Annotated in this window: 10 protein-coding genes and 4 pseudogenes; 1 reads left to right on the top strand and 13 read right to left on the bottom strand. The window is 56.6% G+C overall.

The features are described 5' to 3' along the window. Positions 1-28 precede the first annotated feature (28 nt). The 4 genes and pseudogenes from mnmH to OMP38_RS25140 form a co-directional block, all read right to left on the bottom strand. Entirely contained in the window at positions 29-1,087 is a 1,059-nt protein-coding gene (gene mnmH / locus OMP38_RS25155) for a tRNA 2-selenouridine(34) synthase MnmH (protein ID WP_277567480.1), read from the bottom strand. A gap of 17 nt (positions 1,088-1,104) precedes the next feature. Beyond that, positions 1,105-2,155 (bottom strand): annotated as a pseudogene (gene selD / locus OMP38_RS25150) (selenide, water dikinase SelD). A gap of 30 nt (positions 2,156-2,185) precedes the next feature. Then, positions 2,186-3,103 carry a ribonuclease Z gene (gene rnz, locus OMP38_RS25145; protein WP_277567479.1) on the bottom strand — a complete coding sequence of 306 codons (918 nt, stop codon included), beginning with the start codon at positions 3,101-3,103 and terminating at the stop codon, positions 2,186-2,188. Positions 3,104-3,259: 156 nt separating this feature from the next. Further along, entirely contained in the window at positions 3,260-3,700 is a 441-nt protein-coding gene (locus OMP38_RS25140) for a MarR family winged helix-turn-helix transcriptional regulator (RefSeq protein ID WP_277567478.1), read from the bottom strand. Positions 3,701-3,841: 141 nt separating this feature from the next. On the opposite strand from OMP38_RS25140, the pseudogene OMP38_RS25135 reads away from it, so the two are divergent. Further along, positions 3,842-5,291, top strand: a pseudogene (locus tag OMP38_RS25135) (MFS transporter). Between the two features lie 75 nt (positions 5,292-5,366). Here the strand turns inward: OMP38_RS25135 and OMP38_RS25130 are convergent. The 9 genes and pseudogenes from OMP38_RS25130 to OMP38_RS25095 all read right to left on the bottom strand — a co-directional run bounded on the left by OMP38_RS25130 (position 5,367) and on the right by OMP38_RS25095 (position 13,314). Continuing rightward, a complete protein-coding gene (locus OMP38_RS25130; RefSeq protein WP_277567477.1) occupies positions 5,367-6,371 on the bottom strand; it encodes an ArnT family glycosyltransferase in 1,005 nt (334 codons plus the stop codon). 1 nt (position 6,372) lies between these two features. Beyond that, on the bottom strand, positions 6,373-6,660 hold the full coding sequence (locus OMP38_RS25125; protein ID WP_277567476.1) for a hypothetical protein: 288 nt from the start codon (positions 6,658-6,660) through the stop codon (positions 6,373-6,375). Between the two features lie 569 nt (positions 6,661-7,229). After that, positions 7,230-7,646: a hypothetical protein gene (locus tag OMP38_RS25120; protein ID WP_277567475.1), complete on the bottom strand. Its 417-nt coding sequence runs from the start codon at positions 7,644-7,646 to the stop codon at positions 7,230-7,232. A 243-nt stretch (positions 7,647-7,889) separates the two neighbouring features. Next, a pseudogene (locus OMP38_RS36215) lies at positions 7,890-8,114 on the bottom strand (transposase); the annotation flags it as partial. A gap of 308 nt (positions 8,115-8,422) precedes the next feature. Next, positions 8,423-9,143 (bottom strand): annotated as a pseudogene (locus OMP38_RS25115) (YebC/PmpR family DNA-binding transcriptional regulator). A gap of 190 nt (positions 9,144-9,333) precedes the next feature. Continuing rightward, entirely contained in the window at positions 9,334-9,645 is a 312-nt protein-coding gene (locus tag OMP38_RS25110) for a hypothetical protein (protein ID WP_277567474.1), read from the bottom strand. A gap of 1 nt (position 9,646) precedes the next feature. Beyond that, positions 9,647-10,903, bottom strand: a complete 1,257-nt coding sequence (locus OMP38_RS25105; protein WP_277567473.1) for a hypothetical protein — start codon at positions 10,901-10,903, stop codon at positions 9,647-9,649. Further along, complete coding sequence (locus tag OMP38_RS25100) at positions 10,872-12,257, bottom strand: MFS transporter (protein WP_277567472.1); 1,386 nt, start codon at positions 12,255-12,257, stop codon at positions 10,872-10,874. Before OMP38_RS25100 ends, OMP38_RS25105 begins: the two co-directional genes overlap by 32 nt. Positions 12,258-12,465: 208 nt before the next feature. Next, a complete protein-coding gene (locus OMP38_RS25095; protein ID WP_277567471.1) occupies positions 12,466-13,314 on the bottom strand; it encodes a sensor histidine kinase in 849 nt (282 codons plus the stop codon). Between the last annotated feature and the right edge of the window lie 33 nt (positions 13,315-13,347).

Below are 13,347 nucleotides of genomic sequence, written 5' to 3'. Positions count from 1 at the left end.
GCGGGAAGGAAGCGTCTTTTCGATCCGTTTAATGCGCCAGCGCGTTGCGCGTAATCGACTCGATCGCGCGCTTCACTTCGGCGTAAGCCGAATCGATCGAATCCGCCGTCACCGTCATGATTCGAATGCCGGAATCGAGCGCGGCAGCGGTCGAGTGCGCATAAAGCGGATCGTAGTAATGCTTCAGAAGCAGTTCGACCGCCGGTTGGAAGCGCCCGGTTCTGAGGCAGCCTTCGATCTCGGCGGCGATCGGCGTATGGATGCGCTCGCGTATGCGCGAAAAAGAGGCGATGCAGGCCTGCTCGTGTTTCCAAGGCTCATAGTCCCGCAAAATTTGAACGGCGCGAACCTCCACGGGGAGCTCGACCGTGATCTGATAGCCGCGCGACCGCGAGCCGTACAGCACGTCGGGCACGACGATTTTGCCGACGCGCTTGCTCTCGGCCTCGAAGAGGACGAAGGGCTCGTCCCGGTAAGCGATTAAAGCGTCAAGCAGCAGTGAATCGAACGTCTTCTGATTGTTCGGACGAAGGCCGATCCCGCCGAAGATCGATCCGCGGTGCCCGGCCATGCCCTCCAGATCGATGACGGGCAGGCCCTCTTGCTTGAGCCGAAGCAGCATTTCCGTTTTTCCCGAGCCCGTCGAGCCTTGCAGCACGATCGGCGTCGGGGAAAAAGCGAGCGTGTCGAGCTGCTCGGTCACCCATTGGCGGTACGCGCGGTATCCGCCTGCGAGGCGTTGGCTGTAGATCCCCATGAGCGACAGCACGGTCGCGGTCGTCTTGCTTCGCATACCGCCTCGCCAGCAGAATACGACCTTATCGCCGGGGATGGCGGAAAATTGTTTGATAAAGGCAGGCAGCTTGGCCGATACGAGCTCCAACCCTCGCTCCTTGGCGGCCTCCGTGCCGACCTGCGTGTAGATCGTGCCGACCTCCGCCCTTTCCTCGTCATTGAACAAAGGAATGTTGACGCTGCCCGGAATCGTGGCGTTCCCGAACTCGCCGGGCGAACGAACGTCGATGAGCGTGACGGGCTTATGCAGCCGTTTTTCGGACAGCTCGGTCCATGGGATGTCAGTGAACATGTGCGTACGCTCCTCCGTCAAACGACGACAATCTGTCCCGGATGCTCGGCGACCGTCTCGCCGACGATGCTCGCTTCAACGCCGGCCGCGATCAGCGCATGAAGCAGCGCTTCCGCCTGCTCGCCCGCGACGGCAATGAGCAGGCCGCCCGAAGTGACCGCGTCGCAAAGCACCCAGCGATCGGTCTGATCCATCGCTTCGGGGAACGTCACGTGCGGCGATACGTGTTCGTAATTTTTTTTCGTGCCGCCCGGCACGAGACCGCTCTCCGCGAGCTCTCTCGCGCGCGGCAGAACGGGCACGTCGGCTTGGCGAATTCGGATGCCTACGCCGCTGCCTTTGGCCATCTCGAGCGTATGTCCGAGCAGCCCGAAGCCGGTGACGTCCGTACAAGCGTCCACCGCATAGCCGGCCATCGTCTCGGCGGCAGTCTTGTTCAACGTAGCCATCACTTGCGTCACGCGGGCGATCTCGCTCTCGCTCAGCCGGTCGTTTTTGATCGAAGTCGTGAGAATACCTACGCCGATCGGCTTCGTCAGTATAAGCTTGTTGCCCGGTTTGGCGCCCGCGTTCGTCTTAACGCGATCCGGATGAATGACGCCGGTGACGGCAAGTCCGAACTTGGGCTCCTTGTCGTCAATGGAGTGGCCGCCGACGAGCGTCGCCCCCGCCTCGCGCACCTTGTCCCCGGCACCGCGCAAAATGTCGGCGAGAATCTGCTTGTCCAGCGTGTTAATCGGGAATGCGACGATATTTAACGCCGTCAAAGGCTTGCCGCCCATCGCATAAATATCGCTGATGGCGTTGGCTGCCGCGATCTGTCCGAACGCATACGGGTCGTCCACGATCGGCGTAAAAAAGTCGACGGTCTGCACGATGGCCAGCTCGTCGCTTAGCTTGTACACGCCTGCGTCGTCGCTCGTATCGATGCCTACGAGCAGGTTAGGATCGGAAGGCCCGGCCTGCAAGCTTCGGATCACTTCGGACAGATCCCCCGGGACCGATCTTGCAGCCGCAGCCGCCCTTGCTCGACAACGAAGTCAATTTGATTTTTTCAGAAGCGCTCATCGTTCGAATCTCCTCCTACGTTCTGCGACTCTAAATGCACACTTCCTTGAAGTCGTATGCGGCCTCGATATTCGGGAACACCGCGCCGGCATGGCCGATCAGCGCTTCGACGTCCTCGTCGGCGTATCTCGCGCTGATATGGCTGACGACAAGCCGCTTGGCACCGGCGGACGCTGCAATCTCCGCAGCCTGCAGGAACGTCGAATGCCCGTACAATGCCGCCTTCTCCTCCAGTCCGATGCCGAATGTCGCTTCATGGACGAGCAGATCGGCATCTTTGGCCAATCGGGCTGCGCGTTCGCACTTGACGGTATCGCCCAAAATCGTGACGATACGCCCTTTCGCGCTGGGACCGACGGCATCGGCCGCCCGGATAACGGAGCCGTCCGGCAGCACGATATCCTCGCCGCGCTTGAGCTTGCCGTAGAGCGGGCCGGGCGCCGCGCCGCGGCTGGCCAGATAAGCCAGATCGAGCCGCCCCGAGCGGGGATGCTCCTCGATCCGGTAGCCGAAGCTACGGACGCGATGCGCCAGCTCGCCGGTCTCGATCCTGAAGCGCCCGTCGTCGAACGCTTGACCGTCCCCTTCAAACTCGTGAATGTCGAGCTCATAATTCAAATGCGCTTCGCTGTACCGGAGCACGCTTTCCACGTATGCGCGCAATCCCGGCGGTCCGTACAGCTCCAGCTTCCCTGCTCCCTCATAATAAGTACGGCTGCTTAAAATGCCGGGCAATCCATATACATGGTCTCCGTGCATATGCGTGATAAAAATCCGGTTCAACTTGCCCAGCTTCAGCTTGGACCTCAGCAGCTGATGCTGCGTGCCCTCGCCGGCGTCGAATAGCCAAAACCGGTTTTGATCCTCGGGGAAGACGAGCGCGATCGACGTTACGTTGCGATGCGCGGTCGGCCGGCCCGCGCTCGTGCCCAAAAATAACAGTTTCATGAACCGCACCTCGCTTGGTTTCGCCGGCGATCGGCAAGAATACGCCTTATGATGCCAAATGACCAGGGCATAAATCCAATCCGAACCATTAAGAAGCCGGGTGCGGACTTTAATCGCTCTTGGGGATCTCCCTCAGATTGGATATCCCTGCTTCCTTTAAGTAGGATTCAATGACGGCTCGTCGAGTCCGTCGTACATCTTCTGGAGCAGCGCATGCAAAGCATCGATCTCTTCTACGGTTAAATGGGCCGTCAACAACCGATTGTAATCGTCTAAAATCGCTTGCAGCTTCGGCTCGAAGGCGATGGCGATTTCCGTCGGATAAAGTCTGTACGACCGCCGGTCTTGCTCGTCGACCGTTCGCTTTACGTACCCTGCTTCCTCTAATTGACGGATGCAGCGTGTGGTCGTGGCTTTGTCGAATTTGACTACGCTCGTCAGCTTGTCCTGATTCATGCCGGGCGTCGCCAGGATCGCTTTAAGGTAACTGTGCTGCCCGCCGCTTCCGATACCGTGGGGCTTCAGCCTTTCAGCCAATTCCCGCTGGGCGATTCGGTTGATGAAAGACATGAGTTTGCCTACCGAATACGGTCTCATGTCGGGCCTCCCTCCGGCTTGCGGTCGAATAGTCATAGCTTAGCGCAAATAAGTTGCTGTCGCAACCAAGTTGAGTTACACTTACCTTGCCCAAATTAGTTGCGTTCGCAACCATGTATCCAAAAGGAAGGTTGGCATTCGATGACTTACCAGGACGATCCGATCATCCAGAAAAATCGTTGGCTCATTCTCGTCATTCTTAATCTGTTCACGTTCATGGCTACGTTGGACGGCAGCATCGTCAACATCGCCCTTCCCGTCGTCTCGCGGGAACTGCGGCTTCCCGTCGCGCAGACCGAATGGATCGTCACGGCCTATCTGATGACGATCTGCGCAGCCATTTTGTTTTTCGGGAAGCTCGGCGATATCGTCGGCAAAATAAAAATCTTTCGGCTAGGCATGATGATTTTTACGGTCGGATCTTTATTGTGCGGACTCAGCTCCAGCCTGACGGCGATCATAGCCTCGCGCCTCGTCCAAGCGCTAGGCGCATCGATGACGATGGCGAACAGCCAGGGCATCGTCACGGACATCTTCCCCGGCAGCGAACGAGGAAAAGCGTTGGGCCTGACCGGCACCTTTGTTTCTCTTGGCATTATCGCCGGTCCTAGTCTTGGCGGACTTATTTTGTCCGGCCTTGGCTGGGAGTATATATTTTGGGTCAACGTTCCCGTCGGACTCGCAGCGCTCGCGATCGGCTGGCGGAAGCTTCCTGCGGACCTGACCAAGCTCAAGGTCAAGATCGACGCGGCCGGCAGCGCCTTGTTCACCGCCTTTATATTACTGCTGTTCGCCGGGCTGCTGCTCGGGCAGCAGTTCGGGTACGGCCAGCCTTGGATCGTCGCATCGCTTGTGGCGTCGGCGCTCGTGTTCGTTTATTTTATCCGCTTCGAGAAAAGAACCGTTTCGCCGCTTTTGCAGCTGTCGATGTTTCGCAATCCGCTCTTTTCGCTCAGCATTTTATGCGGTTTTCTCGTGTTCGTATCCAATTCCTGCTTTAACATCATCGCGCCCTTTTACGTTCAGGACATTCTCGGCTTGACGCCTTCCCATGCCGGATTGCTCATGATGCTTTTCCCGATCGTCATGGTTGTCGTCGCGCCGCTAAGCGGCGCTCTCTCCGACAAGATCGGCTCCGAACTGTTGACGTTCATCGGCCTCATCGTACTGGTCATCGCGCAGTCGGGCATGGCCATACTCGACGATGATAGCTCCATTGCGCTCGCGGGCGCCTGGATGGCGCTCCTGAGGTCTCGGCAGCGGCTTGTTCCAGTCGCCGAACAATTCGCTCGTCATGTCCAAAGTGCCCAAAACGCAGCTGGGCATCGCCGGCAGCATCAATGCGCTCATTCGCAACGTGGGCATGGTGGCCGGCATTACGCTCGCGACGACGACCCTCTTTGGCGTTATGAGCGCGAGAGCCGGGAGCCGGATCAAGGACTTCGGTTCCGCAAGCCCCGATCTGTTTCTCTCCGGCATGCATGTCGTTTTTCTTACCGCATCGGCCATTTGCATGGCCGGCGCGCTGTTGACCGGCTGGCGGCTCTGGTCCGCCAGGCGCAACGCGCGCACGAAGCCGCAGAACGCGTAGTTCGGCGGTTTTTAATGCAGTCAGGAAGAGTTCGTCCTGCACGAGCATAGCGCCTTTTCGCCATGCTCTATTCGTTCAAGCCCCAAATCCGTCAGCTGTATCTTTAGAAGTCTCGCCGAACGAGGCTGCTGCCTTTCGAATCGAGCCATATGTCTGCCAGATGCCATAACTCACGAGCAGCATGACCGCCGGGAGCAAATCGAGCCGATAGCGCGTCTGAATCTCGATCGCCAAGTGCGCGCCGGCATAGATTAACAGCAGCAGAATATACAACAGCGGCCCTCTGTACATGCCGGCTCTCCATAGCGCAAGTAACGCAAAAAGCGCAAAGCCGCAAAACACGACGTATTGCGGTCGCTCGGCCATGCTGAGCGAACGCTCAAGCTGACGATGCCCCGTCCCATCGAGGCTCCAATAGGCTGACGAGTCCCCGCTGCCCCACATCAGCGCCAGCTTCCTGCCCATCAGAGCCGCCACTTGCGTTTTGTTTTCAAGCCTCTCCTTGATTCGCCGAATCTCCGCATCATGCCTTTCGTCGCCGAACGCAAAGCCGTTGGCATATTGGGCGTCTTCTTTGTTCCAACCGCCATTGGCTTCAGCATTCAGGCCTACCATGAACTTCCAATACTTGTCTCCGTCGGACAATGCGCGCTGCGTAATACCCGCGTTCTGAAGCGATGCATTCGCGGTCCATTGAATTGCAGCATAAATCCCGATCATGGCGAGCAGCATGCCCGCTTGCCGCCAAGCTTTTCTCCTTCTTCCCTCGCGCAGCTTTTTCCACACCTCTAGCATTGCGAACAGGACGATGCCAGCCAGATAGACCACGCCGATCGGCCGGATCAATTGACCGATTCCGATCGCGAGACCCGCCCACAACCACGACAGCAGCGATCCTCTACGTTTCAATAAGAGCGAGCATCCCAGGAAAAACAAGAAAACGGACAGGTGCTGATTCGTAAGCACGGAACACATCAATATATTAGGCAAATAAAAAGCGTAAAAACATGCCGCAATTCTCCCGCATGTCTCGTTGAACAAACGAGCGCCCGTAAAATAAAGGATAATAGCGGTTCCCATACTAAAAAAGAGCGCCAATAACCTTTAAAGCGAATAACGAATCGCCGAACAGTCGAATAATCGCGGCTTCATACATCGTAAAACCAAGTTGATAGGGAAAACTCATAAAATAAGCCGAATCGGCAAATCCGAAATTGCCCGCCGCAGCCTCGCGCGCCGCTTGATACAAAAACAAAAAATCAGAGCGGGGCGCCGCATTGTTGAACCAAATCCATCCGACCCGAACGCCCAGGCCGACCACGGCGAGCAAAACGAGAAAGGTCTTTCGCCCCGGCCAACGGTTCAGCACATGCGCGATCAGCAGCGCGACAAGCGTGCAACAAACGGTCGACGCCAGCGTCTGCGCAAACGAACCGTAGGCATCTACCGTAAACACGAACGACGATATAAAAACAACCGCCATAAACAAGCTTCCGATCGTCAGAAACAACCGCGCTCCATACATGCATGACACTCCCAATGGCGAAAACGAAATTTTATTTCGACTGCGCCCATCTTCTATTGGAGTCTATCACACTAACCACGCTATTAGAAATCGTTGTGCGTTCGTTTAGCTCGCTAAGTTCGTTTAAACACTGGACAAGTAAGCCCTTCTCGCGCATTTTAACGATATCCCCTTCGCTCAGGTTGAAGGATAAGGCCATCGTTCGCCTATCTGCTATCTACTTTCTTCATTCTACTTTCTTCTTTCTACTTTCTTCTTTCTACTTTCTTCTTTCTACTTTCTTCTTTCTACATTCTACTTTCAAATTTCCACATTCTACTTTTCACTTTTGCTAGTAGCGACTTGCTACGGTCTTCAAATCCTAAATCGATCTGAAGAGCAAAATGATCGAGAAATCCGCTCCTCGGGCTAAATCAAGAGACGGAGAGCGAGCGAGACAGCTGCGCTGAATGCTTTAGACCGGTCAAACGGACGGAGCGGACGCCGAATCTCTTGCGTACGAGCTCGGGTTGGGTAATGGTGCCGATCCGGCCGCAGAGGGATAGCAACGTATTGAAGCAGTCCGTCTGTTCGTTCAAGCGAAAACAGTATTCGTCCAAATATGCCTGTAAATGCTTGGGCCCGATGCCTCCGAACGTCCGCGCCAGCCAACGGATGGCGCCACGCCATACGGCTCCCAGCTCTGTCACCCCTGTGCGTCCCGACGCTTGGACAATCTCGATGCGCCGAAGTCCTGCACGTTCCTCGGCAGCATGCCGCCACAAAAACGCGCCGAACGAATCGACTTCGAACGTACGGCGATTGAATGCCCTAGCAGACAATCTCTTCATTTTAACTTCCGTAATTTTCCCGCTCTCGGCATCGACCGAAGCGCCTGCGACGGCCGGTTCGTCCCTGTAGCTTAAAGGATCTGACGGTCTGTTCGTCGCCGGCCGCGCGTAAAAATCCCCCCAACAGTTGAAGATCCCCCCGTAAGGGGCCGGCTTTCGTCGTTCACTTGGATCGCATAACGAAGCTTGTGATTGATGAGCCAAGCCGTCTTGTAAGTAACCTCAATAAGCGCTGCCAACAGCTTAGCCGAGATACCGGTCTGCATCAGATATAACGCCTGAAACCATTTGACGAGCGGCGTACGGGTGCCCTCTAAAATCGTACCCGCCGTAAGAGAAGTTTGACGGGCGCATGAGCTGCATTCGAACAGCCGGCGGCCGCGGGACGCAATCCGATAAAAGTCGAGTCCCCCCGCAGCGCGGACAACGAAAGCCGTCAGGCCACTTCGCACGAAAAAGCGCGATCTCGCAATCTTCTTCGCAAAAAAGTCGGCACCTGCTCGTACAAACGGTTCGAAACGCTCATCCCATTCCCCTCGCAAATACAAGATCATATGTTCGCATTATACCTTTTTTATTCCACCTAATGCAAATCTCTTTTTTTCCTGCGCGAAGGGGATATCGTTGTAATGTGTAAAATTAGGAGTTGCGTACCGCAGCGAGGAACGAGAAAACGCGCAGGAACGGCGTTCCAAATCGCGGAGCGAGCAAACGCAGGCTGCAAGCCGCGGAAAAAACAAAAAACCCGCTTGCGCGGGTTTTAGTGTTAACGATGTTTACTCTTCGGTATCGACATTGTGATAAACTTGCTGAACGTCTTCGAGATCTTCGATCGCATCAAGCATTTTCTCGAATTGAGCTTGCGCGTCTTCGGTCAGTGTCACGTAGTTCTGGGGGATCATCGAGAGCTCGGCGACGGCGAATTCGGAGATGCCGGCTTGCTTGAACGCTTCTTGTATGGCATGGAATTGTTCGGGATCGGCATACACGATGACGGTATCGTCTTCTTCGACGACGTCTCGGACGTCGACGTCCGCTTCGAGCATCAGGTCGATCACTTCGTCAGCGGTCTTGCCGGTGACGCCGATAACCGCGGATGCGTCGAACATATAGGCGACGGAGCCGTTCACGCCCATGTTGCCCCCGTTCTTGCTGAACGCCGCGCGGACGGTTGAAGCCGTACGGTTGACGTTGTTCGTGAGGGCGTCGACGATCACCATCGATCCGTTCGGCCCGAAACCTTCGTATCTCAGCTCGGAATAGCTCTCCTCCGACGATCCCTTCGCTTTGTCGAGGGCCCTGTCGATGATCGCTTTGGGCACGTTGTATGTCTTCGCCCGTTCAAGCACGACCTTGAGCGCGCGATTCGCTTCCGGATCCGGTTCGCCTTTTTTTGGCCGCTACGTAAATCTCGACGCCGAACTTGGCATATACGCGGCTTGTATTCGCGTCTTTGGAGGCTTTCTTTTCTTTAATGTTGTTCCATTTGCGTCCCATGCTTCTACCTGCCTTATATCGATATAAAAAAGCCACTTAGGCAATATTCTGATAGGACGGTTTGCGAATGTCAAGCTTGGACGCACGGCTCGGCGCGCATCATGCGCCAATCGGCCCAGATGACGGAATCCAAATTGCGGATTTTGGTTATCGTTCGCAAACTTCCGCCGATTATGCACGGATTCCCAGCTTAAGAATACAAGAGCAGTTCGGCGAGAACGCGCATGGACGCTATCAGCTGATCGAGAGGCGCTCTCCCCGCCGATAGTCGAAGCGCATTTTCCTCGGGCGTATCTCCGTGAACCGCGTTCAGCCTGATCGAATCGAAGCCGAAGCTGCCGCCGGAGATCAGGTGCATGCCGGACGGAGCCGCACGGGCGCACGCATCGATGCGCTCCTGATAAGCCTGTTCGGATAGCTCGCCATGCAGCCTGATGTAGAACACGGAGCCGATCCAATGCCGACCCTCGAGCAAATACTCGTCCGAAGCGTTGACGGACACATCATAATCCCTGATCCGGCCTTGGCTTTGAAGGTATCGTAAAAAAGGCGTTCATCCAGTGCGCGTTTCGATTGAGTCGGCCGAGTCTCGCCGCGACCGTAGCCAAGTCCGGAGCCGGCAGCTGACGGACGTCAAGCGGGCTGGCGCCGGCATCGATAATCGAGAGCAGGTCGATCCAGCGGGACCGATGCGTTGCCTCTGCCATCGGTTGACCGCTGGCGACCAGATATCCGACATTCGCTAGGTCGAAGCCATACTGTAAATACTTGATCCCGCTCTCCACGCTCACAAGAACGACATGAGCGGGCAAGCTGTCTGCATAGCGCTCGAACATCGGGTTGGCGATACTGGTGAGCGTCCTGTCGACGATGACGAACAGAAGCTCTTGCCCGTATGGCCGGTGACGACGTAAACAATCGAATAGCCTGCGCAAGTCGACCGGCGGCTTAATCGGCCAGCACTGTCCGGGATCGACGATTATACAGCCGACGGGCCGAGACGCTTCAAGCATATCGTAAATCTCGTCCGGCCCTGCCTGCCTGACGTCGTCCAGCAGCGTACGCGCGAGCTCGACGCCTTCGCCGTAGAAGCCGGACTGAACGATGCAAGGCAGACGCTCGGCCGAAAACAATCGATAGGCTGCGATGGCGAGCTCCAACGCTTTCATGCCGGATGTCGTCAAAAAAAGCGAGCTTTGGTTCTTCAATCGTTCGGGAATACCGTAAAACGCGCGCATCGCTGCGTCCTCATAATCTTTTACCGCCGCGCTGCCGTAGCAGCGCTGGTAGGTTCCCTCTTCCTCCTGCGCGAAGCCCGCTTCGTCTGTGATCGTCTGCCGCCCCGCGTGCGATTGCTTGCCGGGCGTCTGCCAGTCGCTGCCCGATACGATGCCGCCGAGCTGCTTGTATAGCTTGCGGATCTCATACTTTAACGTCAAATAAGCGTCCCAAGTACAGGCAGCCGGTTGTTCGATAAACGCCGCCGCTCGGCGGTCGAGCGTATCCACCTGGCGTGCGAAGGCAGCCGCCAACTCGCGCTCGAAGGGCGCGTCGGGATAAATGGCATCGTAAAATCCGAGTTCGCGCCGGACGCCTTCAAGCAGCCAGCGAAGCTCCTCGGCGTCCTGCCGCCGGTCGACATGGCCGATCCTCGCGAACTTGGCGGCTTTCGAATATTCGAAAGGCCCATTTAATAAGGAGCTCCAATCTATAGTCTTTGGATCGAGATCAGATGAAGAGAGAGGCTCGTCGCTCATCATGCTTACCTTCCTCCTTGCGAAAGATACGATAGGAATGGACTCTTTTACCCCGGCGTAAACCGCAGCAAACGCTAATCGGAGGTCCTGTCGGACCTCCATGGGAAAAACGTTGGGAAGCGGCATTGCCGATCAAGCCTTCGCGGGCTGTGCATCTTCTTTTGGGCGAATCAGGAACAATGTCAGAAGCGTGGCCGCAAAGGCGCAAGCCACCATGACCCAAAAAAAACAACGACACGGACTGCTGCATTAGAACGGATGCCGCGGGCGGTCCGCCAGCTACGCCGACGAAGCGCATGCTGCTGTAAAACGAGCTGATCGAGCCGCGCTGCTCTTTTTCGATACCTTCCGTAACAAAAGCGTCCAAACAAGGCAAAGCGGCTCCGATCCCGAGTCCCGCCGCGCTGAGGAGGGAAATACGCCACACCGTAACGTCCCACACCAGACATCCCGCTACAGCCAAAGCCGTGATGAAAAAACCGACCGTAACGGTCCACTTCATTATTTTTTTACGTCTGCCGATCCATTTGCCGGCGGCGAACGAAGCCGCGCAGAGAACGGCAAGGGGAATAGCCAGCACGAGCCCTTTAAGGATCCCCTTCATATGATGCTCCTTTTCGAGCGTCTCGGACAAATAAAACAAAAGACCGAAAAGGATAAACATGGTAAAGCAAATGACGATAAACAAAGCCGTCAGCCAGCGGGCCTTTTCTTTGTACAGCTTCCACACGGTGCGGAGAAACGATTGGGGGCTCGGCGGCTTCTCCTTCTTCTCCGTCTTCGGCGAACGGACGAGCCATACCACCAGGACGATGGAAACCGCGCATAGCACGGGAATCGACCAGAACGGCGTCCGCCAAGCGATGAGGGCAAGCGCCGAACCGAGAATCGGACTAAGTACTTTTCCGAACGTATTGAACGTCTCGATGAGTCCAAGACCCGTGCTAATCTGCTCTTCGTCCTTGAACATGTCTCCGACGAGCGGCAGCACGATCGGCATGGCGCCCGCCGCGCCGATTCCCTGGAGCGCGCGCCCGGCGAGTAGCAGGCCGTAGCTGTTCATTCCGGCCGCCCAGATGCAGACGCCGCCGCCTGCAGCCGCCAGGATCAGGCTCGGAATAATGATTCGCTTGCGTCCGACCCGATCGGATAAATATCCGGCTACGGGAATCAAAATGATCGCCATGATCGAATAAACCGTAATCACCAAGCTCGATTGAAGCGCGGAAATGCCGAGCGCCCGCTCGATCGCAGGGAGAACGGGGATCAGCATGGAATTTCCCAAAGTCATGATTAGCGGGATGGAGGATAGCGCAAGGAGTGCCGCAGTTTGTTTACGGTCATGGGCCTGCTTCATTTTCGGCAACCTTCTCCTCATCGTCGTTAGTCGTCGAGCCGAGATCAAGGAATTTGTCCTCGAATACTGTTTGCAACTAACGCACGATCCATGCATGACGCTATTCTGCCACGGTATAAACGCGCAAAAAAAAGCCGGCTGAGCCGGCATATTCAAAGCAATTGCCACCTGCATATCAAGCACAACGTACTTCCGCGCATCTCTGCGTTCAAGGAGCCCCCCCCATCTTGTTCATCAGGCCGCGCGCGATCGACAGCCCCAGACCGGACGCGATCCCCGAACGGGACGCATCGGCCATGTAAAAGCGGTTGAACAGCAGCTCCGTATCCGTGCCGCGCAGCTGCGGAGCTTCGTTCGACAGCGTGAAGACCGCCGTGTCCGAACGGACCTCCAACCGGACGTCGAGCTTGCCGCGAGCATGCTTGATCGCATTGACGACGAGATTTTCAACCACTCTTCGCAGCGCCGATTCGTCGGCTCGGACCACGATGCTCCGTGGGTCCAATTCGAACGACGGCGTCAGCCCCTTATCCGCCATCTGATCGTGAAACCCCATCAAAATCTCGGGCAATAGCTTGTCGAGCCTAAGCTTCGACGGCTTCAAGGCGTAGTCCGTCGAGTCGATCATCGCCAATTCGTAAAAATCGTTCAGCAAAGCCTGGAGTCGCAACGTCCGCTTCCGGATGACGCCAAGCGCTTCGTCACGCGCCGCGGCCGACAACTCCCGGGAATCGAGCAACTGGACGTATCCGAAGATGGACGTCAGCGGCGTACGCAGGTCGTGCGAAATGTTGGCGACCGCTTGCCTGAGCTCTTCTTCCGTGCGTCTGCGTTCCGCATTCGCCCGAACGATCAGATCCGTGTGCCGGTTGACCTCGGCCGCCAGCGCCTCCACGTCGCGATCCGGCATCCCGATCGTGAGCTTGCCGGCGAACTCACCTTCGTTATATTGCCGCAGCTGCTTGGTCAGTGCGCGTATCTCTCTTTTGAACATGAGCAAGCGCAGCAGACAGAGCGCTGCCGCCAACCCTGCGACAATGACGACGGCGAGCGGCATGCGCCTGCCTCCTTCCTTAGGTGCGCCTTTATA

Origin of the sequence: Cohnella ginsengisoli (assembly GCF_029525555.1) — a bacterium.
GTDB lineage: Bacteria > Bacillota > Bacilli > Paenibacillales > Paenibacillaceae > Cohnella > Cohnella ginsengisoli.
The sequence above is the reverse complement of the archived record's forward strand: the minus strand, read 5'-3'. Positions and strand labels throughout refer to the sequence as shown.